The organism is Thiothrix litoralis (assembly GCF_017901135.1).
Lineage (GTDB): Bacteria > Pseudomonadota > Gammaproteobacteria > Thiotrichales > Thiotrichaceae > Thiothrix > Thiothrix litoralis.
The window spans coordinates 3,114,304-3,134,474 of sequence record NZ_CP072801.1; the positions used below are offsets into that span (position 1 = coordinate 3,114,304).

The following is a 20,171-nucleotide window of genomic DNA, read 5'->3' on the forward strand; positions in this document are numbered from 1 at the left end:
TAGGTAGGGGCGAACAAACATCCGCCCCTACTAGTGATTAACCTTTCTTGATCATGAAAGTATAATCGCTGCCTTCTTGGCTAGTACTGACCATTTCATTGCCAGTTTGCTTGCAGAATGCTTCCATGTCTTTTACTGAACCTGGGTCAGTGGCGATAACTTTCAGAATTTCGCCAGAAGCCAAGCCGTTCATGGCTTTTTTAGTACGAAGAATCGGCAGTGGGCAATTTAAGCCACGAGCGTCCAGTTCTTGTTTAAAATCAGACATATTTCCTCTCCTGATCTTACGATTAAAGTGTGATGCGATCCAAAACTTGAGGGACGTAACATACCATCAAAATTGCTGTATCGCTATATCTTTGTATACTAATGCTTTTAAGTGACGGGGTATCCATGATGCTAAACGGCGAACTGTATTTCACTAAAATGCATGGTCTAGGCAATGATTTCGTGGTGCTGGATGGTATTAGTCAGTCAGTCAAGTTGAGTGCAGCGCAAATACGCCAGATTGCTGACCGTCACCGTGGCGTTGGTTGCGACCAGTTGCTGTTGGTGGAGGCTTATGAGGGGGATGATGCTGAGTTTCGGTATCGAATTTTTAATGCCGATGGCAGCGAGGTGGAACAGTGTGGCAATGGTGCACGCTGTTTTGCGCGTTTCGTGTATGATCAGGGTTTGACGCAGAACACCACGATCCCGGTCATGACCGCCAGCGGGCGCATTGTGTTGCAAATCCAGCCTGATGGGCAGGTGAAAGTGAACATGGGCGTGCCTGAGCTTGCGCCTGCACAGATTCCGTTCGTTTCCGAACAGCGCCAAACGCTCTATACTCTGGAGGTTAAGGGCGCTGCGGTATCGCTAGCGGCTGTTTCGATGGGAAATCCTCACGCGGTGCTGCAAGTAGTAGCACTGGAGTCTGCGCCTGTTGGGACATTGGGGGCGTTGTTGGAAGTGCATCCGGCATTCCCCAAGCGAGTCAATGTTGGTTTCATGCAGGTCGTCGGGCGGGATGCCATCCGCTTGCGGGTGTTTGAGCGCGGTTGCGGCGAAACGCTGGCGTGTGGTACGGGTGCTTGCGCCGCAGTGGTGGCTGGGCGCTTACAAGGTCTGCTGGATGATCAGGTGACAGTAAGCTTGCCCGGTGGCGATTTACAGATTCAGTGGCAAGGCGAAGGGCAGCCGGTATGGATGACCGGCCCGGCAGCAACGGTATTCAGGGGAACACTCATCGTATGAACACAGCAGACCGACTGGAAAGCAAGGAAATCAGCGCCGAATTGGTCGCTGAGTGGTTGCGCTTGCACCCGGACTTTTTCCGTGAGCATGAGGAGGTGTTGGATGGTTTGAATATCCCGCATCCGCACACGGGTGAGGCAGTTTCTTTGCTGGAACGTCTGGTACAACGTCAGCGTGACAAAGTTCGCGAATTGGAAAGCCGTCAGAGTGACATGCTGAAAGCGGCGCGTGATAGCGAGTATGTGATTGCCCGCTTGCACCATCTGGCGTTGGAGTTGATGAGCTGCGACAGTCTGGATGATGTGGTCGGCACGTGTAACCATATGCTGCGCGGTGATTTTATGGCTGACAATGTGGTGTTGCGTCTGGTCGGGCACGGGCGGGAACGCGATGGCCTGCATTTCATTGACCCGGATGATAAATACCTCAAGCAACTGGCGACTCTGTTCCGCAAGCGCCAGCCGGTGTGTGGCAGGCTGCGCCCGCGCCAGCAAATGTTCCTGTTTGGTGAAGAAGGCACGTCGATTAAGTCGGCGGTGTTGATACCCCTGTTTGAAGCGCGTGAAATCGGGGTGCTGGCGTTAGGCAGCGAAAACGAAGCGCGTTTTTACCCCGGTATGGGAACCCTGTTCATCGGGCAACTCGGCGGGTTGGTGGCGCGTGCGCTGGCGCGTTATTTGGAACCCCCGTTGCATTCCACGCTTGAGATGGGTTCCTGAGGTGACTGCCACGGCGGGGACGCTGGCGCTGGATGCGCTGCTCTCGCGTTACCATCATCACCTGTTTAGTGAAAAGCGTTATTCCCCGCGCACGGTTTCCAGCTACGAACACGATTTACATGATTTCATTGTCTGGCTGGAAAAGCAGGCTGGCGCAGCCGAGGTTTCCCCGCTGACGGCCGAGACTTGGCAAGTGCGTCAGTGGATCAGCCATTTGCACCGTAACGGTTTGTCAGGCAAAAGCCTGCAACGCAAACTGTCATCCATTCGCCGCTTTTACCGCTTTTTATTGCGCGAAAACCTGATTGAGAGCAATCCGGTGGTGGATGTGCAATCGCCCAAGCACGTCCGCAAGCTCCCGGATACGCTGGATGCTGAAACCATCGAACGCCTGTTGAGCATTGCGCCGGAGGATATTCTGGCAGTACGTGATCGTGCCTTGATGGAATTGCTGTATTCCTCGGGCTTGCGTCTGGCGGAACTGGTGGGGCTGGATGTCCATGATATCGACCAGCGCCAACAACAGGTGCGTGTGACTGGCAAGGGTGACAAGCAACGTGATGTGCCGGTGGGCAGGGTAGCACTGGCAGCTTTGCAGGCGTGGTTGCAACAACGTGGCAATCTGGCAGCACAGGGGGAAACAGCGCTGTTTGTCAGCAAGCATGGTACGCGCTTACACCCGCGCAGTGTGCAATTCCGCCTGAACCATTGGCGTTTGCAACAAGGTCTGGAACAGCATGTGCACCCGCATAAACTGCGCCATTCGTTTGCAAGCCATTTGCTGGAATCGTCGGGGGATTTGCGGGCGGTACAGGAAATGCTGGGTCATGCTGACATCAGCACCACCCAGATTTATACCCATCTGGATTTTCAGCACCTCGCCAGTGTGTACGACAAGGCGCACCCACGGGCGAAGAAAAAGTGAGGTTTGTTAGTCTTCCATGAGCCAGATGGAGTGGATAGTGGCGGAAGAGTCGGCAACCGTGGTGATGGTTTCATCTTTGGGGTAGATGCCCGCCGTGCCATCTTTACCAATGACCTGAAAAATCATCGTACCGGGGGCTTTGGCGAAGGTGGCAAACTCGCGGGATTCGATCTCAGTCCACTGGATTTCGGTCAAACCACCGAGTTTTTCCCCGACGCTTTGCAGGTTTTCCCCGACTTTTACCTTGCTCTCAGTAATAAAGCGCGGGCTAATGATGCGGATCAGGTTGGCAGTATGGGTGATTCTGTCCAGCATGATATTCATGAGGGCTTCCCCATTCAGGGTGACGGTCATCCACTCAATACCTTCACCATCCCGCTCAATGGCCGCTGTTGCTCCCGGCAACGTTGCCAGTATGTCGCTTGACAGCATCCCGAGTTGCACAGGGCCTGCGGCACTATCGGTGATAGTATAGCTGTCCTGTCGTTGCCCTGATGCTTGTTCGCCGACTTGCTGCTGGGCTGTGGTGGAGGTATTGGGATTATCCTGCCCACAGCCATTCAGCAATAATGGCACTAACAGCAAACTGGCGCTTAACCTTGTCGGTTGCATGTTGGTTCTCCGTGAATACCCTTGATTACCATGATCAGGCTGGGTTTTCAAAGAATATGTAGTTGGTTGAATAGTCACTGAACTCAAAGTAGACCTTTTTTTCGTCAGAATCCGCAACGCCGTTCAGGTTGGCATCCAGAATGCCGTAGCCGAAACGGTAAGGGCGCTCAGTGCCACTAGTAGTCCCCGCCGCCGTGGAGATTTTATCAACTTTGATAAAGCGCCTTACCACTTTTTCACCGGCATAGACTTCCAGCACGCCACTGACGCCAGTCCAGTTATTAATTTCACGCCCAATCTTGTTCTGGGTTTCCTGGGTACAAGCGCCAAGGCCAAGCAGCAGGGAAAGGGTAAGTAACAGTGTTGTCCATTTCATGCGTTATTCCTCGAAAAAATTTTAAAATCAGTAGCCTAAAATACGGGCAGTGCGTAAGTCACCCTGATCCAGCGCCATTTGTACGGGTGTTTTGGCGGGGGAGCCATGGGTGACCGCGTTGGGGTTTGCCCCCTGCTTCAGCAAGTAGTTGGCGGCATCAGCCCGTCCAAAACGGGCAGCATGGTGCAGAGGGGTCCAGCCGGTAGCAGTAACCGCATTCACATTCGCGCCTTTGCTCACCAATTGCCTGACAGCAGGTAAGGCACCTGCGGCCACGGCGGCGTGTAAGGCTGTTTCGCCAGAAGCGGTGGCAGTGTTGGCGTCAGCGCCTTGTTCCAGCAGGGTGCTCACGGCGGCGGCATTGCCTGCTTGTGCGGCCTCCCACAGTTGCTTGTTCAGCTCGCTCTGGGAAAAGGCGGGTGCAGCCGCCGTTGCTGTCGCTGGCTCGGCCTCAGGTGTTGCGACGAGTGTTTCTGGGGGGGCGAACTCAGCTCTGGCAGCCGTGATCAGGGTGTTGCTGTCTGCCGAGGTGATGATACTTCTGGTGGTTGGAGTCTCTGTTGCAGTGGTGGTGGCGCAACCACTCAGACCTAGCAGCAATAAGCTGGTCAATAACAGGGCTGGAGTGTTGGGGATTTGTTTCATCTAGTTTGGGCCAGTTTGGCAATGGTTGAAGAAATGCCGCGCAGTACGTCCACTTTGACCGCCACGTTCGGTTGCAAAGGCACTTGCTTCCTGATGCAACAGTTCCGCATCTTGTACGCGCCCTTTGAATAACTTGTCTACGATCTCCAGATAAGTGTCTTTATTCATGGGATGGAAAGGCAAGGATAGGCCGAAGCGATCAGCCAGCAGGCGTTTGTTTTCGACAGCAGGGTCGTCGGGAATCTCACCTTTGAGCATTTGCTCCAGGGTGCTTTTCCGGCAGTTGGAGGTGGCGTAAATGAGCACATTTTCAGGCGGCTTTTCCAGCGTGCCTTCCAGGGTGCTTTTCAACATGCGGTATTCGCCCTTGGTTTCGTCAAAGTCGAGGTCGTCACAGTAGATGATGAAGCGGTAGTGGGAGTCGACGATTTCATCGGTAATATCGACCAATACGCCCAGATCATCTTTGGAAATCTGGATCATGCGCAAGCCATAGGTGTGGTAACGGCTCAAGACGGCCTTGATCAGCGAGGATTTGCCGACGCCATGCGCACCCCACAACAAGGCGTGGCTGGCAGGTTTGCCACGTAAAAAGTGCTCCGTATTGCGGAACAGCTTGTCTTTTTGTTCGTCGATGCCCTGTAGGTTGTCGGGGTTTACCAAATCCACATTCCTGATGGGTTTCAAGAAATGCCGGTTGGATCGCCATACCGCTGCAAGGGTACTGCGCCAGTCAATCGTCAGTTTGCCAAAAGCCATTATAACTCCCTTCGGTAATATGCCTGCACGAATTGCCTCACAAGTTTAGCTGTTTATACAAAAATTTTCTGCTGCTTTATGTTGGGGCGGGCAGCCTTTATCTTGTGCTCAAACAGTATCTATTTATAGCAAAGTGTGGTAATTAAGCCACTTTAATCATTAGAAAATCCTAATATACATTGCAACATGCGAGGAAGGTTTGCTGCATGAAACAACATACTAACACGCCTAAACACAGCTTCAAGCTCAAGGCGATCAGTTTCCTGTCACCCGCAGCCTTTTTGCTAGGTTCGAAATAGCATCAGGCGCTGGCCTTAGTGTTGTAAGCGATAGCTCATAAGCCCGAACCATTCGTGCAGAGCTGTCTGACTGCGCGATAGGGCATTGGCTTGCGGAATCCACCACAGCCATTCGTGCCGCCAGAAATTGCTGGAACCGTAGCTGGTGGCGGCGGGTAAGTAGTTCACTTGCCGGTTCTGGAAGGCCAGCATGGTGCGGGGCATGTGCCAAGCTTGTGTGACGACCCAAGCGGAATGGATACCTGCTTCACTGAGTATTTGGTCGGAATACGCCGCATTTTCCCACGTGGTGTGGCTGCTGCCTTCCTGCCAGCGGATCGGAACTTGGAAGGTATTTTCCATGACATCGCGCATGTAATCGGCTTCGTTGCTGCTGCCTGAAATCAGGATGGGCAAGCCAGTCTTGCGGTGCAGGTAGGCCGCGTAATTCAGGCGCTCCAGCTCGGTGCTGGCACTCATCCTGCCTGCGTATTCAATGGCTTCAAGATTGCGCCCCGCACCCAAAACCACAATGGCTTCGGGCAAGGGTTGTTGTAACCACAGTTCAGGTTTGGGTGGGTATTGCTGTTCTAAGCCTACCATGAGCTTTTCCGCCACCACTGGCAGGCTTAGTACCACGGTTTGCAGTACGCCAATCACTAGCGTGATTAGCATCGCGCTGCGCCATTTGTAGAACAGCAGCGCGATCAGCAGGAAAATCAGTAAATTGCCGGGTGGGTAGGCCAGAAATTCAACCGTTCGGCTAATGACTGGACTCATTCGTTACCAAACACGCCTGCTGCTTGCTGGTCGGCATGATAAGAGGAACGCACCATGGGGCCACTGGCTACTTTGTCGAAGCCCATCGCGGTGGCAATTTCAGCCAGTTCGGCAAATTCATCCGGGTGTACGAAGCGGTCAACCGGCAGGTGGTGGCGGCTGGGTTGCAGGTATTGCCCCAAGGTCAGCATGTCGCAGTTGTGGTCACGCAGGTCTTGCAAGGTGGCAATCACTTCTTCCTTGGTTTCACCCAAGCCCATCATCAGGCCGGATTTGCTGGGAATGTGCGGGAACAGCTTCTTGAATTCCTTGATCAGATTCAGCGAATACTGGTAATCCGCGCCGGGGCGGGATTGCTTGTAGAGGCGCGGCACGGTTTCCATATTGTGGTTAAACACGTCCGGTGGGGCTGTTTCCAGAATTTGCAGGGCGATTTCCATGCGTCCGCGAAAATCGGGGGTGAGGATTTCGATTTTAAGCGCTGGGTTGAGTTCGCGGGCTTTCTGGATGCATTTAACGAAATGTTCCGCGCCACCATCGCGTAAGTCATCACGGTCAACCGAGGTGATGACCACGTATTTCAGGTTCATGGCGCGGATGGTTTCTGCCATATTATCCGGTTCGTTTTCATCCAGCGGCAACGGTTTACCGTGGGAAACGTCGCAGAAGGGGCAGCGTCGGGTGCAAATATCCCCCATGATCATGAAGGTTGCCGTGCCGTGGGTGAAGCATTCGCCCAGATTGGGGCAGGCGGCTTCTTCACAGACGGTGTGCAGCTTTTGCTCGCGTAATACCGCTTTCAAGCGTTTGACTTCCGGCGTGGTGGGGGCTTTGGCCTTGATCCACGCCGGTTTGCGGCGAAATTCGGTGGTTGGTTCAACCTTGATCGGGATACGGGCTACTTTGTCGGCACCGCGTTCTTTGTGTCCGGGTTCTTTGCGTTCCATGAGGTCTGGCTATCTCGCGTTTGGTGGATTGTCGACACATTATAATCCCAAGACGGCGGTGTGGGGGTAATCCTTTGCAAGGTTTATCTAATGCATCATCATATCTTACTGGCATACACTGGCGGTTCATGGAACATGCCCACAACACAAGCCCAGCAACCCAATGCCTGAAGGAAATACACCATGACAGCCGTAGAACACCGGGTCTACACCGCCGCCCAAACCCGCCAACTCGACCACATCGCCATCCACGACGCGGGCATCCCCGCCTACACCCTGATGTCACGCGCCGGGCAAGCCACCGTCGACCACCTCCGCGCCCGCTGGCCTAACACCCGCTCTGTCTGCATCCTCTGCGGGGCAGGCAACAACGGCGGGGATGGCTACGTCATCGCCCGACTGGCCTTACAAGCAGGCTGGCAAGTCACCCTGATCTCGCTAGCGGACGTATCACGTCTGCAAGGCGCTGCCCAACAAGCCTTCCACGACTTCAGCGCAGCAGGCGGACAAGTGCAAACCTTCACAGGTGAAATCCCACCCGCAGCCGTCATGGTCGACGCCCTGCTCGGCACGGGGCTGGACCGCACGGTAGAAGGTGCATACGCCACCGCCATCCAGCAACTCAACCAGCAAACCGTGCCCGTGGTGGCGGTCGACATCCCCTCCGGCCTGCACGCAGACACCGGGCAACCCTACGGCTGTGCAGTCGAAGCCACCCTGACCGTCACCTACATCGGCCTGAAAGCCGGGCTGCTCACCGGCAAGGCGCGGGATTACTGCGGAACCTTACACTTCGCCGCGCTGGATGTTCCTGACAGCGTATACGCCCAAGTCCCCACCGATATGCACCTGCTCGGCCAGCACACCTTGCGTGAACACCTGCCGCCACGCCGCCGTTCTGCCCACAAAGGCAATGCCGGTCATGCGCTGTTGGTCGGTGGTGCACCCGGCATGAGCGGTGCTATCCGGCTCGCGGGCGAAGCGGCATTACGGGCGGGCAGCGGGCTGGTTTCCATCGCTACCCACCCCGCACACGCGCCTTTCCTCAACCTGTTACGCCCGGAACTGATGGTGCACGCCGTCGATTCCCCCGCCACACTACGCCCACTGCTGGCACGCATGGAGGCTATCGGCATCGGCCCCGGCATGGCGCAAACCGCTTGGTCCCGCAACCTGCTGACCCTGATTCAGAACGCCACCCAACCCAAAGTGCTGGATGCTGACGCTCTCAACCTGCTAGCGCAAAATCGCAGCCAGCGCGATGACTGGATTCTCACCCCACACCCCGGCGAAGCCGCCCGCCTGCTGGCCTGCACCACCGCAGACGTGGAACAAGATCGTATCGCCGCCACCCGCCGCTTGCAGCGCGAATACGGTGGCGTTATCGTACTCAAAGGCACGGGGACACTGGTCGCTTCCGCTAACGGGGTGGCTTTTTGCGATGCAGGCAATCCCGGCATGGCCTCCGGTGGCATGGGTGACGCCCTCACCGGTATCATTACCGCCCTGCTCGCACAAGGCTTGAGTCTGGAAGCTGCCGCAACCACGGGCGTATGGGTACATGCCCACGCCGCCGACCGCGCCGCCGCCAGCGGAGAACGCGGCTTGCTGGCGAGTGACCTCATTACACATTTACGGGAAGTCATCAACGCATGAAGGATTGGCAACGAGTAGCAGATGAAGCCGCCATGCTCGCCACCGGCGCAGCGCTGGCACAACGGTTCCCCTCTGGCGGCCTGATTACGCTGCACGGCGACTTGGGGGCAGGCAAAACCACGCTGGTACGCGGCCTATTGCGGGCATTAGGACATACTGGCAACGTCAAAAGCCCCACTTATACGCTAGTAGAACCCTATCATCTGGAAGGGCGCGACGTGTTCCACTTCGACCTGTACCGTTTAGCAGATGCAGAGGAGTTGGAGTACATGGGCATCCGCGACTATCTACGCCCGGATGCTCTATGTCTGATTGAATGGCCAGAAAAAGCCGGGGGCTTGCTACCTGAGCCGGATTTACGTATCCACATTCGGCATTGTGGTGATGCTCGCGAAATTTTCATGAAATGATTTAAATCAACATAATCATGAGTTTATCACTACTTGATAAAAAATCACTTGAAAAGTACCACACTCTGGATTAATACTTATGAGGAAGAAACTTTTTTCCATCTTTTTGAGCGTATCTGTAAGCCATGAAGGTTTGCTGTCGCTAAGTGTCGTTTGAGATTAGGCCATGAACACTGACAAGCTGAGCCGCAGAAACTTTATCCTGAAATTAAGTGCCTTGGCAGGTGCTATTGCCAGCGGGTTTCAAGCCCCGCCAGCCCTTGCTGCTGACGCCCCTCCCGGACGCTTGACTGGGGCAAACCTGACCGGCAGTGCTAAAAAGTTGGTGTTTGCCCTGCAACTGGATGAACCTGTGGCCTACAAGGTTTTCACACTCCCAGCACCCGACCGTGTGGTGATAGACCTGATGCACACCAGTATGGCTGGCAAACTCAAACAAGGTACGCATGACCGCCCACCGATTCAAAGCATTCGTTACGCCAGCCGTAATGATGGGCGTATCCGGGTTGTGCTGGATGTGCAGGAACAAGTATCAGCCAAAGCCACCATGAAGAAAAATGGCAGCAGCAACGTGCTTTCCATCACCATGAGCCCTACCGGCAAAGGTAGCAGCAGCGCCCCGGAGAAGAAGGCTGATAAAAAATCGACTAAAAAGTCTAAAGCTGCCAGCGAATCAGAGCAACCAACCACCTCGGAACCTTCCAGGGGTAAATTCATCGTGGTGATTGACCCTGGTCATGGCGGCAAAGACCCCGGCGCTATTGGCGCTAACGGCACGCGTGAAAAAGACGTGGTGCTGGAAGTTGCCCGCAAACTCAAGGCACGCATCGACCGCGAAAAAGGCATGAAGGCCATTTTGACCCGCTCCGGCGACACCTTCATACCCTTGCGCGGACGCATGGACATTGCCCACCAACACAAGGCCGACCTGTTCATCTCGGTTCATGCCGACGCCAACCCTAGCTCACGGGTCAGTGGCTCTTCCGTCTATATCCTCTCCGAAAACGGCGCATCCAGTGAAGCGGCACGCCTAATGGCAGAAAGTGAAAACTCTTACGAGCTAAAATTCGGCAACCGCAGCTTGAACCATACCAATGACCGGGTCGCTTCCGTCTTACTGGATCTGAGCCAGGATGCCATGATCGACCGCAGCCTGAGTCTGGCAAAGGGCGTGCTCGGTGAACTCTCTAAGGTCAATAACCCACTGCGTAACCGTGTGGAAAGCGCCGCCTTCATGGTGCTCAAGTCACCGGATATTCCTTCCATGCTGGTGGAAACCGCGTTCCTCAGCAATCCGATCGAGGAAAAGCGCCTGCGCACCGCTGATTACCAGCAAAAACTCGCCTCAGCGGTCTTTCAAGGCGTAAAACGTTACCAGCTTGCTTACGCTGATAGCGGGCGGGCTAATACGTAAAATCTGGTCGATACGGCAAATGCTCGCTGGCGGAACGCATGTAATCCGCCACCGAACCTTTCTCATAGGTCGCATGGCGCTCGATCGCTTGCCGGAAGTGTGCCTCCCGCAACCAATGTGCTGAGCGGGTCAGGGTCGGGATAAAGCCACGCGGAATCTTGTGTTCCCCCTGCGCCCCCGGCTCAAAGATTTGCAGACCGTGCTGGATACAATACTCAATCCCCTGATAATAACACGCCTCGAAATGCAGGCTGTCCACGTCTTGCGTGCACCCCCAATGCCGCCCGTAGAGTTTGGTAGCACTGCGGAACATCAGTGACCCCGCGATGCATTCCCCCTCACGGTTATCCGCCAGAATCAACAGCACCTGATCGCCCAGCGCCTGCGCCATCTCACGGAAAAATCCCAGATTCAGGGTCGGAATGCCCCACTTGCTTTCAAAGGTATGCTGGTAGAAAAACGCAAAATGCTCCCAATCCGCCACCGTCGCGGTATTGCCGTCCAATTGCCGTAAGGTCACGCCCGCATCTGCCACCTTGCGGCGTTCTTGCCGGATGTTTTTACGCTTTTTGGACATCAGTGCCGCCAGAAAGTCTTCAAAGGTGCTGTACCCAGCATTACGCCAATGGAACTGGCAATCGTGACGGATCGTTAAACCCTGCTGCGCCATCCACTCAAGCTGCTCAGCGGGTGGGAACAAGCAATGGAAACTGCTGGCTTGCAACGCTTCCGCTACTTGCATCACTGCCGACAGCAACAAGGGGTACAACTCGGCTTCACGCCCAGCCTGTACCAAAAAGCGCTGCCCACTGGCGGGCGTATACGGGATGGTCGACACCAGTTTGGGAAAGTAACGCATTCCATGCTGGTCATAGGCTTGCGCCCACGCATGGTCGAACACGAATTCGCCGTAAGTATTGTCCTTTTCATACAAGGGCAGCGCGGCAATCAGTTGCTCATCCTCGTAAATCGCCACGTGGCGTGGTAGCCAACTGAACTCCTCAATGCTAAGGCAGCCGTGGTGTTCGAGGGCGGCGAGGAATTCGTGACGCAAAAAGGGATTATTGTCCTGCACCAGTGCATTCCACTGCGCAGCGGGGATGGTATCGAGTCGGTCGAGGATTTGAATTTGCATGGCAACGGATGCTAGCGGTTTTAAGCCGGGCGGACAATTTCCCCAGTAAGTCCGTGCCGTATTTCGGTGGGTTGATTTTGCTCACCCAGCGGCGCATCGAGAATATAGCCCAGTTGCGAACCAAATTGCTGCTGCACTTCCGCTGCACTCCGTGCCGGGGCCTGGTCGCTGAGATTGGCGCTGGTGGAAATCAACGGGTGTCCAAGCTGTTCGCAAAGCGCACGGCATACCGGGTGAGCGGTGATGCGTACCGCCAGCGTGTCGTGTTTGCCGCGTATTAGCGGGGAAACGTCCGGGCGAACCGGCAACAACCACGTCACGGGGCCAGGCCAAGTGGGTAGGACACGGGCTTGTAAAGCAGCATCCAAAGGCAACAAATACGCCTCCAGTTGCGACAGATCGGCAGCCACCAAGATCATCCCCTTGTCGGCAGGGCGTTGCTTGAGGGTGAGAATACGTTGCACGGCGGCAAGGTCAGCGGGGTTGCAGCCGAGGCCATAGACGGCTTCGGTGGGGTAAGCAAGCACGCCACCCGCTTGCACGGTGCGGATGGCGTTGGATAAATCAGGGGTTAACAAGGTTTAACTCGCTGACTTTTTGGGAGTTGTGGTTTTAGTTGCCGTAGCTTTCTTCGCTGCCGGTTTCTTCGCCGCTGGCTTTTTGGCTGGCGCTTTTTTAGGTGCAGCTTTAGGCTTGGCTGCTTTCGCGGCCTTGGGCTTATCGGCTGCATCAGCCGTTGCTTCGCCGTCTGTTTTGGCAGCGGCTTCCTTGGCCTTTTTCGCACCTTTTTTGGCACTCTTGGCTTCTGCTGCCACCGCAATCAGCGCTTCGCACTCTTCCAGCGTCATGCTGTCGGGTTCGCGGTCTTTGGGCAGGCGAATCTGCAATTTGACGCGCTTTACCACTTTATTGATGTAAGGCCCCCAACGGCCTTTGAGGATCTGGATGCCATTGCCGAAATCCACCAGGATTTTTTCGGCATCCTTGATTTTCTTCTCGGCAATCAATTCCAGCGCCCGCTCCAAGGTAATGGTGTGCGGGTCATCTTCCTTTTTCAGGGAAGCGAACTGGTCGCCGAATTTGACGTAAGCCCCAAAGCGTCCAATATTGGTGCTGATGGCCTTGCCGTCTTCGGTTTCGCCGAGTTGGCGCGGCAGCTTGAACAGTTCCAGCGCCTCTTCCAGCGTCACGGTATCCAGCTTCATGCCGGGGCGCAAACCAGCGAATACTGGCTTTTCCTCGTCATCCTTAGTGCCGATTTGCACCATGGGGCCAAAGCGCCCTAAGCGCACCGATACTGGCTTGCCACTGGCCGGATCAATGCCAATCTCGCGGGACTGGAGCACGTCGCTGCGGTTGACGCTTTCCATCTTGTCGTCGACCAGCTTGTGGAACGGCTGCCAGAAGGCATCCATGACCGGCACCCATTCTTTTTCGCCGCGTGAAATTTCATCCAGCTCGTTTTCGAGATTCGCGGTGAAATCATAATCGACGTATTGGGTGAAATGCTCCGTCAAAAAGCGGGTCACGATGCGCCCAATATCGGTCGGGGTAAAACGGCGGCTTTCCAGTTCGACGTATTCACGCGCCAACAAGGTAGAAATAATGCTGGCGTAAGTCGACGGGCGACCAATGCCAAATTCTTCCAGCGTCTTGACCAGCGAGGCTTCCGAATAGCGCGGTGGCGGCTCGGTGAAATGCTGATCGGCAGCAATGTCTTGCAAGGTCACGCTATCGCCTTCTACCAGCAATGGCAGCGTGCTTTCTTTTTCACTGGCGCGGTCATCCTGACCTTCTTCGTACACCAACAAAAAGCCGGGGTCACGAATGGTAGAACCAGAGGCACGGAAGAAACTGCCCGCCTCCGCCGTCAAATCAGCCGACACCGTGTCCAGCGTTGCGAAGATCATCTGGCAAGCCACGGTACGTTTCCAGATCAGCTCATACAACTTGAACTGCTCTTCGTTGAGGTGGCTTTTAACCTGCTCAGGGGTGCGGAAAGCCGACGTCGGGCGCACCGCTTCATGCGCTTCCTGTGCATTTTTGGATTTGGTTTTGTAGAAATTCGGGGTTTCCGGCAATTTATCTTGCCCGTAACGCTGCTCGATCAGGCCGCGCAATTCACCGATGGCTTCGTTTGCCAGCGTCACCGAGTCGGTACGCATGTAGGTAATCAAACCGATTGGACCACTGCCGAGGTCAATGCCTTCGTACAATTGCTGGGCAACCCGCATCGCGCGTTGGGTGGAAAAACGTAGCTTGCGCACCGCTTCCTGCTGCAAGGTCGAGGTAGTAAACGGCGGCGCGGGGTAACGCTTACGCTGTTTCTTGTCGACTTTGCTGACCAGCAACTTGCCATTGGCCGCTTTCAGCAAGCGTTCGCGGACTTCACTGGCTCGCGCTTCATTATTAATGTCGAACTGGTCGAGTTTGTGACTATCCAGTGTGTGCAAACGCGCGGTGAAGGCTTGTTCATCCTTGGCGTTTTGCGCGGTCATCGTCCAGTATTCCTGACGGACGAAACGCTCGATTTCGTCTTCACGCTCCACAATCAAGCGCAACGCAGGGCTTTGCACCCGCCCGGCGGACAAGCTCGGCTTGATCTTGCGCCACAGCAGCGGGGAAAGGTTGAAACCGACCAGATAATCCAGCGCACGACGGGCTTGCTGTGCATCCACCAGATCGGTGGCCAGTTCACGCGGATTTTCGATAGCTTCCTGAACCGCACGCTTGGTGATTTCGTGGAACACCACGCGCTGGACATTTTTGCCCTCGAGTGCGCCACATTCCTTGAGCAATTCGTACAAATGCCAGGAAATGGCTTCGCCTTCCCTGTCCGGGTCAGTCGCGAGATAAAGGTTATCGGCTTTTTTCAAGGCACGCGCAATCGCATCGACATGCTTTTGATTGCGGTCGATGATTTCATAGCGCATCGCATAACCATTTTCGGTGTCTACTGCGCCTTCCTTAGGAATCAGGTCGCGTACATGGCCGTAGGAGGCCAGCACTTCAAACCCATTACCCAAGTACTTCTGGATGGTTTTTCCCTTCGCCGGAGATTCGACGATTACCAAATTTTCGCTCATTTTTTATACTTCAAGGCGTCAATGCCCGTATTTCGATTAGTCACAAGGCCGCATTTTATGCTTGTATTCGGGTAGAAAGTAAAGTTTTGCAGGTGCAAAACACTAAATTAGCTTAACAGGTTTTGATCTATACTCCACATCCATCGCCTGAAACCTGAGGTTTTCCATGCACACACACTACCTGCAACACGTACCGTTTGAAGGGCTGGGCAGTATTGCCACATGGCTGGAAACGGCAGGCCACCGCCTTAGCCACACCCGTTTTTACGAAACGGCGGCATTGCCCGACCCGGCCTCCATTGACTTACTGGTGGTCATGGGTGGCCCCATGAGTATCAACGATGAGGCAGAATTCCCCTGGCTTGCCGCTGAGAAACGCTTCATCCGTGCCGTCATTGAAGCGGGCAAACCCGTGTTGGGCATTTGTCTGGGAGCGCAATTAATTGCCGGTGCAATGGGCGCGGCGGTGTACCGCAACCCGCTGAAGGAAATCGGCTGGTGGGCGGTTCAAGCTGAAAATACCAGCGGGGATGTATTCCCGTTTCCGCCAACCGCCACCGTGTTCCACTGGCACGGGGAAACCTTCGACCTGCCACCCGGCGCGGTGCGGTTGGCGCGTAGCGAGGCTTGCGCCAATCAGGCTTTCCAATTGGGTGAACGAGTGATCGGCTTGCAATTCCATCTGGAAACTACCCCAGCATCGGCACAGGCCATTGTTAGCCATTGTGGAGATGAACTGGTTCCAGCGACGTGGATTCAGAGCGAAACCGACATTCTCGCGGCGGATGCGGCGCAATTCAGCACCATTAACGGCCTGATGGGGGCTATTCTGGCGTACCTGCTGCGCCCGGCGACGACCTGACGGAACTGAATCAACACTCCTCACGGCCCGACTGCATCAAGGTCACAAAATCGCTCAGCCGTTGCCCCGGCAATTCCTCAAAGGTTTGCGCCAGCGTTTCCAGTTGGCGAATGCGGTCGAGGCGAAAGGTGCGGAAATCATGGCGCAATTCACACCATGCTGTCAGCGTCCACACGTTGCCCCAGAAAAACAGCCCCAGTGGTTTGACTTCACGCTGGCTGGCTGCATCATCCGCACGCTGGTAATCCAACCGCAGCAGGCGACGGGCGGCAATGGCATGGCGGCAGGTATCCAGGGTGGTTTCGAGGTCTTCGCGTGCCCCAAAACGCATCGCGTACAGGCGGCTGGCTTCCAGATGGTGGTGTAGTTCGGCGGGAATAACGGCGTGTACCTTGTCGAGCACGGATTGCGCACTGCTGCCGAGTTCGCTGCCGCCCCAGGCTTTCAACATCCGCGCCCCGACGACAAGTGCCTCGATTTCAGCAGCGGAGAACATCAGTGGCGGAATATCGAGCGAATAGCGCAAGTGGTAGCCGACGCCTGCTTCGCCTTCCACCGGCACACCCGACAGGCTCAAGTCCTGCATATCGCGGTAAATGGTACGCTCAGACACTTCCAGCCGGTCGGCGAGTTCCCGCGCCGTGACCAAGCGCTTGTTCCGCAGGATTTGCACAAGCTGGAACAAACGATCGGCACGGCGCATGAAATTCTCCTTTAAGTCATCTAGGCCATCGAATGCAGGCCAATCATATTGCCTTCAGTGTCGTTGACGAGGGCAATGAAACCGTGTTCACCGATGGGCATTTTTTCCTTGAAAATACTGCCACCGTTGGCGGCGGCGCGGGCAGCATCCACCGCGCAATCTTCACAACTGAAATACACTAATGTACCGCCACCACCGGATGGGCAACCGCCCATTTTGACCAATGCGCCCGCTGCACCATAGGTGGGATTGTCGCAATCGGACATCGGGAATGTCCACATTTCCAGATCAGACCATGTTTCCGGGTCGGAAGTGGGCAAATGTTCCAGCTTGGTTTCAAGCATGGCTTCGTAGAAGGCAACGGCGCGTGGCATATCCTGCACGTAAATTTCAAACCAGCCGACGGGGTTTGGTTTCATGATGATTCTCCTTTGGTGGGTCATTGTTGATTGGTTTTTGCAGTATAGAGGCGTCCTCCTGACAGCATTGTGTCAGTAGTGTTTACTGCCCCACCGTGGCACTTGAAATGATTGAGAATGGCCTACCAGCCTTGCTACACATACTTGAACGGCACATTGATCAGCTTTTCATCCACCAGCCCTAGCCTGTCGTTATTACTGACCACAATCCCATAAGGGCACTGATATTCCTCGATGAAACTGCGAATACCTTTCAGATCGCGCAAAGTCACGGTCTGTTTATATTTGATTTCAATGGGTAAGAGGCCGAATTCCCCTTCCAGCACCAGATCAACTTCTGCCCCAGCCGTCGTGCGATAATGGTAGTAATCAAAAATAATACCCCGTGCATTCAGCCCCCGGATCAGGTTTTCGATCACCATCGTCTCCCACGAGTGCCCCATTTGCGGATGTGCCAACAAGTGATCTTGGGTATAAAGATGCAGGAAATGATGCAGCAAACCTGAATCCCGCAAATACCCTTTCGGATGCTTGACAATGCGCTTGGCTGCATTCTTTTCATACGGCGGAATATGCCGCCAAATGAACGTGCCATGCGCAATCCTGAAGTATTCGCGCACAGTAGGTGGCGAGACACCCAAAGCCCGCGCCACATCGGAATAGTTGATAATCGTCCCCGATAAGTGCGCCAGCATTTGCAGGAAGAGCTGATATTTTTCGCGTTGCAGGCTGGGGAACAACCGCATGATGTCACGTTCCAGATAGGTTTTGACGTAGTTCTGCATCCACAACTTGTGGAAACGATCATTATTTTTCAGCCAAGGCTCCGGGTAGCCCCCGCGTAGCCAGTAATCATGGTGTTGCTGCAAATCGGTGGCGCTGGGTGTCAGGCTAGCAAAATCCGTCAGCAAACGCCGCGACTGGATCAGTTCATACAGGCCGGACTGCGCTTGGGAAAACGCCTCGGTCATCATGAAGGGGGCGACCTCCACCATCGCAATACGTCCAGCAAGGCTTTCCGAAATGGAACGTATGAGTTCCGGTGAACTAGAGCCGGTAATGAGAAAGCGCCCATTGGTGTGACGATCTGCATCAATCGCCACCCGCAAAGCGGGAAACAATGTAGGCAATAACTGCGCTTCATCCAAAGCGACCTGTGCGGGGTTCAGACGAAAAAACAGATCAGGGTCACGCGCTACTACGTCGTAGTCAGTGGCCGTTTCTAGGTCGTACATCTGCCACGGCTGCGGTAACTCGTGTAAAGCCGTTGTTTTGCCTGATTGCCGAACACCTGTCAGTGCAACACACGGAAACAGGCTCAGCAATTCATTAACGAAAGGGGTAAAATGTCTCTTCATACCTTGCAATTTAAAATGTTAACTTTTATTTTGCAAGGTATGGAAGGGATTTATTTTGCTTTCAACGGTTGAAAATGGTGCGTCCCATCCCGCCGCAACTGCTCAATCAGCCCAAATTCCCAATCCAGATAAGCTTGCATCGCCAGCGGTGGCGCATCTGTCCCCTCATACGGGCGCTGATAACGCCGCATAGGTGGGGAATCTTTCGGCTTTTCATAACCTGTTTCTGAAAAATCGCGGGCGGTCAGGCCGTCAATCACGTACACATCCCACGCCATTTGTGCCAGCCACGAGGCGGACATATTGGCGCGAGTGCCATCATCATCAACCAGCAACAAGCGTGCGCCGCGCACCGGGGCGTACATTTCGGTTTCCTGCACCAACTGACCGCCGGGGATCGGGTAACAGCCCGGCAAGTGGCCGGTGGCGTATTCAGCGACATTGCGCACGTCGAAACAATAGGTGGTGCGGCTGTCCTGTTGCATCCACGTTGCCCAATCCTGCTTGCTGGCACGTTTAACCCCGGCACGATCAGCGACTGCCCGCGCCCGTTGCCGGGCAACGCCTGCCGACGGGGCGGAGGTTGCTGAGAAACGCCGCGTTTGCCCAAAGTCCAATTGCTGCTGCGCCAACAACCAGCCGATCGTGCCATTGCGCAAGGCGGCAATCGGATTCGGGAAACCCGCATTAATCAACGATTGCGTACCGATCAAGCTACGGGTACGGCCTGCACAATTGACGATGATTTGCGTGGTCGGCTTGCGCACCAAATCCGCGACACGCAACACCACTTCCGCGCCGGGAACGCTGATGCCGGTGGGGATGCTCATGGTCTGGTATTCGTCGAAACGCCGCACATCCACGATCACCATATCGGCTTTGGCATCGAGCATGGCTTTGACTTCCTGCGCGGAAAACGACGGGGTGTGGCAGGCCGCTTCCATCAATTCGCCAAAGGCTTTGCTGGGCACGTTCACGTCGATGAAAACTTCGCCACCCGCCGCTTTCCAGCCGTCAAGGCCACCGGCAAACACCGCCACATCGCTGTAACCCAGCGCCAGCAGACGTTCAGCCGCTTGTTCCGCCAAGCCTTCGCCATTATCGAAGGTCACGATCGGCACATCGCGGCGCGGCAATTTGGTAGCAGCATCCAGTTCCAGACGCACCAGCGGGAAATTGGCGGCAAACAGTGGATGCCCTTCGGCATGAGGCGCTTCTTCGCGCACATCGAGAAAAGCGATTTCCTCACGGTTCAGCAGTTTTGCACGCACCTCGGCATAATCACGCAACATTGGAATACCCCGAAATAAAATCCTTGGCAGCACCGCCTTCGGGTGGGAAAACGTGGCGTTTAACCTTGCCGATATTCGCACCGTAAGCGTGGATGCTGATGGATACTTGATCAGACAACGCATTCCTGACCTTGTGCACATCACCCAAGGTCGGGGAAACAAATTCAACCGCACCGGGGGCAAGCGTGAGTTCTGCGCCAGAGGGAGTCGGCGTGCCGTCAGCGGCAATGGCGTAGCTTTGGCACATTTCCGCACCACGTAACATGCCGATCACGCCCCAAACCGTGTGGTTGTGGATCGGCGTTTGCTGCCCCGCCCCCCACACGAAACTGACGACTGAAAAGCGGTCTTCCGGGTCGGCGTACAGCAGGTATTGTTGGTAATACTGCGGGTGTGGCTGCGCATACGCCGGGTCAAGCCAGTTATCTTGTGCAACCAGCGTGTGCATGGACTCGCCAATGTTGGGCAAAAAGCTGCTTTCCTCTTCAGGGTTTGCCAGCAGCGCGGTTACTTCGTCCACGAATTGCTTCAATGGCGCAGGTAGGTAATTGTTCTGCAT

22 protein-coding genes are annotated in these 20,171 nt (G+C 55.1%); 7 read left to right on the forward strand and 15 right to left on the reverse strand.

The genetic code is table 11. The features are described from left to right. Positions 1-37 precede the first annotated feature (37 nt). Entirely contained in the window at positions 38-268 is a 231-nt protein-coding gene (locus J9253_RS15130) for a sulfurtransferase TusA family protein (protein WP_210221745.1), read from the reverse strand. A 128-nt stretch (positions 269-396) separates the two neighbouring features. On the opposite strand from J9253_RS15130, the gene dapF reads away from it, so the two are divergent. From dapF to xerC, 3 genes are read left to right on the forward strand one after another with little or no spacing between them, the layout of a single operon-like run. Continuing rightward, on the forward strand, positions 397-1,236 hold the full coding sequence (gene dapF, locus J9253_RS15135; RefSeq protein ID WP_210224640.1) for a diaminopimelate epimerase: 840 nt from the start codon (positions 397-399) through the stop codon (positions 1,234-1,236). Then, complete coding sequence (locus J9253_RS15140) at positions 1,233-1,955, forward strand: DUF484 family protein (RefSeq protein ID WP_210221746.1); 723 nt, start codon at positions 1,233-1,235, stop codon at positions 1,953-1,955. The genes dapF and J9253_RS15140 overlap by 4 nt, the downstream gene beginning before the upstream one ends. Then, positions 1,939-2,880: a tyrosine recombinase XerC gene (xerC, locus tag J9253_RS15145; protein ID WP_407701773.1), complete on the forward strand. Its 942-nt coding sequence runs from the start codon at positions 1,939-1,941 to the stop codon at positions 2,878-2,880. Before J9253_RS15140 ends, xerC begins: the two co-directional genes overlap by 17 nt. A 6-nt stretch (positions 2,881-2,886) precedes the next feature. On the opposite strand, the gene J9253_RS15150 is transcribed toward xerC, so the two are convergent. The 6 genes from J9253_RS15150 to lipA form a co-directional block, all read right to left on the reverse strand. Beyond that, complete coding sequence (locus J9253_RS15150; RefSeq protein ID WP_210221747.1) at positions 2,887-3,492, reverse strand: hypothetical protein; 606 nt, start codon at positions 3,490-3,492, stop codon at positions 2,887-2,889. A 34-nt stretch (positions 3,493-3,526) separates the two neighbouring features. After that, positions 3,527-3,868 (reverse strand): hypothetical protein, encoded by a 342-nt coding sequence (locus J9253_RS15155; RefSeq protein ID WP_210221748.1) that lies wholly within the window; start codon positions 3,866-3,868, stop codon positions 3,527-3,529. A 27-nt stretch (positions 3,869-3,895) separates the two neighbouring features. Continuing rightward, complete coding sequence (locus tag J9253_RS15160) at positions 3,896-4,513, reverse strand: ankyrin repeat domain-containing protein (protein ID WP_210221749.1); 618 nt, start codon at positions 4,511-4,513, stop codon at positions 3,896-3,898. Beyond that, positions 4,514-5,272, reverse strand: coding sequence for an ATP-binding protein (locus tag J9253_RS15165; RefSeq protein ID WP_210221750.1), 759 nt, complete (start codon positions 5,270-5,272; stop codon positions 4,514-4,516). A gap of 314 nt (positions 5,273-5,586) precedes the next feature. Beyond that, on the reverse strand, positions 5,587-6,330 hold the full coding sequence (locus tag J9253_RS15170; RefSeq protein WP_210221751.1) for a YdcF family protein: 744 nt from the start codon (positions 6,328-6,330) through the stop codon (positions 5,587-5,589). After that, a complete protein-coding gene (lipA, locus tag J9253_RS15175) occupies positions 6,327-7,277 on the reverse strand; it encodes a lipoyl synthase (RefSeq protein WP_210221752.1) in 951 nt (316 codons plus the stop codon). The genes J9253_RS15170 and lipA overlap by 4 nt, the downstream gene beginning before the upstream one ends. Positions 7,278-7,460: 183 nt before the next feature. Here lipA and J9253_RS15180 point away from each other — a divergent pair, with 183 nt between their 5' ends. The 3 genes from J9253_RS15180 (at position 7,461) to J9253_RS15190 (ending at position 10,757) form a co-directional block, all read left to right on the forward strand. Next, entirely contained in the window at positions 7,461-8,933 is a 1,473-nt protein-coding gene (locus J9253_RS15180) for an NAD(P)H-hydrate dehydratase (protein ID WP_210221753.1), read from the forward strand. Then, the gene (tsaE, locus tag J9253_RS15185) at positions 8,930-9,343 is read left to right on the forward strand and encodes a tRNA (adenosine(37)-N6)-threonylcarbamoyltransferase complex ATPase subunit type 1 TsaE (RefSeq protein WP_210221754.1); all 414 of its coding nucleotides are present in this window, start codon (positions 8,930-8,932) and stop codon (positions 9,341-9,343) included. Before J9253_RS15180 ends, tsaE begins: the two co-directional genes overlap by 4 nt. A gap of 166 nt (positions 9,344-9,509) precedes the next feature. After that, on the forward strand, positions 9,510-10,757 hold the full coding sequence (locus tag J9253_RS15190) for an N-acetylmuramoyl-L-alanine amidase (RefSeq protein ID WP_210221755.1): 1,248 nt from the start codon (positions 9,510-9,512) through the stop codon (positions 10,755-10,757). Here the strand turns inward: J9253_RS15190 and J9253_RS15195 are convergent. Genes J9253_RS15195 through J9253_RS15205 form a run of 3 tightly spaced genes read right to left on the reverse strand, consistent with a single transcriptional unit; the run spans position 10,747 to position 14,978 of the window. Then, complete coding sequence (locus J9253_RS15195; RefSeq protein WP_210221756.1) at positions 10,747-11,892, reverse strand: GNAT family N-acetyltransferase; 1,146 nt, start codon at positions 11,890-11,892, stop codon at positions 10,747-10,749. The genes J9253_RS15190 and J9253_RS15195 overlap by 11 nt on opposite strands. A 20-nt stretch (positions 11,893-11,912) precedes the next feature. After that, positions 11,913-12,470 (reverse strand): L-threonylcarbamoyladenylate synthase, encoded by a 558-nt coding sequence (locus J9253_RS15200; RefSeq protein WP_210221757.1) that lies wholly within the window; start codon positions 12,468-12,470, stop codon positions 11,913-11,915. 3 nt (positions 12,471-12,473) lie between these two features. Then, entirely contained in the window at positions 12,474-14,978 is a 2,505-nt protein-coding gene (locus tag J9253_RS15205; RefSeq protein WP_210221758.1) for a DNA topoisomerase I, read from the reverse strand. Positions 14,979-15,144: 166 nt separating this feature from the next. Between J9253_RS15205 and J9253_RS15210 the strand changes: the two genes are divergently transcribed. After that, positions 15,145-15,840: a type 1 glutamine amidotransferase gene (locus J9253_RS15210; RefSeq protein ID WP_210221759.1), complete on the forward strand. Its 696-nt coding sequence runs from the start codon at positions 15,145-15,147 to the stop codon at positions 15,838-15,840. 10 nt (positions 15,841-15,850) lie between these two features. Here J9253_RS15210 and J9253_RS15215 read toward each other — a convergent pair whose 3' ends face one another. The 5 genes from J9253_RS15215 to J9253_RS15235 form a co-directional block, all read right to left on the reverse strand. After that, the gene (locus tag J9253_RS15215) at positions 15,851-16,543 is read right to left on the reverse strand and encodes a helix-turn-helix transcriptional regulator (protein ID WP_210221760.1); all 693 of its coding nucleotides are present in this window, start codon (positions 16,541-16,543) and stop codon (positions 15,851-15,853) included. 20 nt (positions 16,544-16,563) lie between these two features. After that, positions 16,564-16,962: a VOC family protein gene (locus J9253_RS15220; protein WP_028489267.1), complete on the reverse strand. Its 399-nt coding sequence runs from the start codon at positions 16,960-16,962 to the stop codon at positions 16,564-16,566. Positions 16,963-17,096: 134 nt separating this feature from the next. Next, complete coding sequence (locus tag J9253_RS15225; protein ID WP_210221761.1) at positions 17,097-18,320, reverse strand: ATP-binding protein; 1,224 nt, start codon at positions 18,318-18,320, stop codon at positions 17,097-17,099. Between the two features lie 50 nt (positions 18,321-18,370). Further along, on the reverse strand, positions 18,371-19,612 hold the full coding sequence (locus tag J9253_RS15230) for a rhodanese-like domain-containing protein (RefSeq protein ID WP_210221762.1): 1,242 nt from the start codon (positions 19,610-19,612) through the stop codon (positions 18,371-18,373). Continuing rightward, on the reverse strand, positions 19,602-20,171 hold the full coding sequence (locus J9253_RS15235; RefSeq protein ID WP_210221763.1) for a cysteine dioxygenase family protein: 570 nt from the start codon (positions 20,169-20,171) through the stop codon (positions 19,602-19,604). The genes J9253_RS15230 and J9253_RS15235 overlap by 11 nt, the downstream gene beginning before the upstream one ends.

Excerpts from the sequence above, each read along its gene's own strand:
- tsaE (WP_210221754.1), top strand. The coding sequence starts at position 8,930 with ATGAAGGATTGGCAACGAGTAGCAGATGAAGCCGCCATGCTCGCCACC.
- J9253_RS15205 (WP_210221758.1), bottom strand. The coding sequence starts at position 14,978 with ATGAGCGAAAATTTGGTAATCGTCGAATCTCCGGCGAAGGGAAAAACC.
- J9253_RS15160 (WP_210221749.1), bottom strand. The coding sequence starts at position 4,513 with ATGAAACAAATCCCCAACACTCCAGCCCTGTTATTGACCAGCTTATTG.
- J9253_RS15130 (WP_210221745.1), bottom strand. The coding sequence starts at position 268 with ATGTCTGATTTTAAACAAGAACTGGACGCTCGTGGCTTAAATTGCCCA.
- J9253_RS15140 (WP_210221746.1), top strand. The coding sequence starts at position 1,233 with ATGAACACAGCAGACCGACTGGAAAGCAAGGAAATCAGCGCCGAATTG.
- J9253_RS15215 (WP_210221760.1), bottom strand. The coding sequence starts at position 16,543 with ATGCGCCGTGCCGATCGTTTGTTCCAGCTTGTGCAAATCCTGCGGAAC.
- J9253_RS15230 (WP_210221762.1), bottom strand. The coding sequence starts at position 19,612 with ATGTTGCGTGATTATGCCGAGGTGCGTGCAAAACTGCTGAACCGTGAG.
- J9253_RS15180 (WP_210221753.1), top strand. The coding sequence starts at position 7,461 with ATGACAGCCGTAGAACACCGGGTCTACACCGCCGCCCAAACCCGCCAA.
- J9253_RS15155 (WP_210221748.1), bottom strand. The coding sequence starts at position 3,868 with ATGAAATGGACAACACTGTTACTTACCCTTTCCCTGCTGCTTGGCCTT.
- J9253_RS15165 (WP_210221750.1), bottom strand. The coding sequence starts at position 5,272 with ATGGCTTTTGGCAAACTGACGATTGACTGGCGCAGTACCCTTGCAGCG.
- dapF (WP_210224640.1), top strand. The coding sequence starts at position 397 with ATGCTAAACGGCGAACTGTATTTCACTAAAATGCATGGTCTAGGCAAT.
- lipA (WP_210221752.1), bottom strand. The coding sequence starts at position 7,277 with ATGGAACGCAAAGAACCCGGACACAAAGAACGCGGTGCCGACAAAGTA.
- J9253_RS15150 (WP_210221747.1), bottom strand. The coding sequence starts at position 3,492 with ATGCAACCGACAAGGTTAAGCGCCAGTTTGCTGTTAGTGCCATTATTG.
- J9253_RS15195 (WP_210221756.1), bottom strand. The coding sequence starts at position 11,892 with ATGCAAATTCAAATCCTCGACCGACTCGATACCATCCCCGCTGCGCAG.
- J9253_RS15210 (WP_210221759.1), top strand. The coding sequence starts at position 15,145 with ATGCACACACACTACCTGCAACACGTACCGTTTGAAGGGCTGGGCAGT.
- J9253_RS15235 (WP_210221763.1), bottom strand. The coding sequence starts at position 20,171 with ATGCAGAACAATTACCTACCTGCGCCATTGAAGCAATTCGTGGACGAA.
- J9253_RS15225 (WP_210221761.1), bottom strand. The coding sequence starts at position 18,320 with ATGAAGAGACATTTTACCCCTTTCGTTAATGAATTGCTGAGCCTGTTT.
- J9253_RS15170 (WP_210221751.1), bottom strand. The coding sequence starts at position 6,330 with ATGAGTCCAGTCATTAGCCGAACGGTTGAATTTCTGGCCTACCCACCC.
- J9253_RS15190 (WP_210221755.1), top strand. The coding sequence starts at position 9,510 with ATGAACACTGACAAGCTGAGCCGCAGAAACTTTATCCTGAAATTAAGT.
- J9253_RS15220 (WP_028489267.1), bottom strand. The coding sequence starts at position 16,962 with ATGAAACCAAACCCCGTCGGCTGGTTTGAAATTTACGTGCAGGATATG.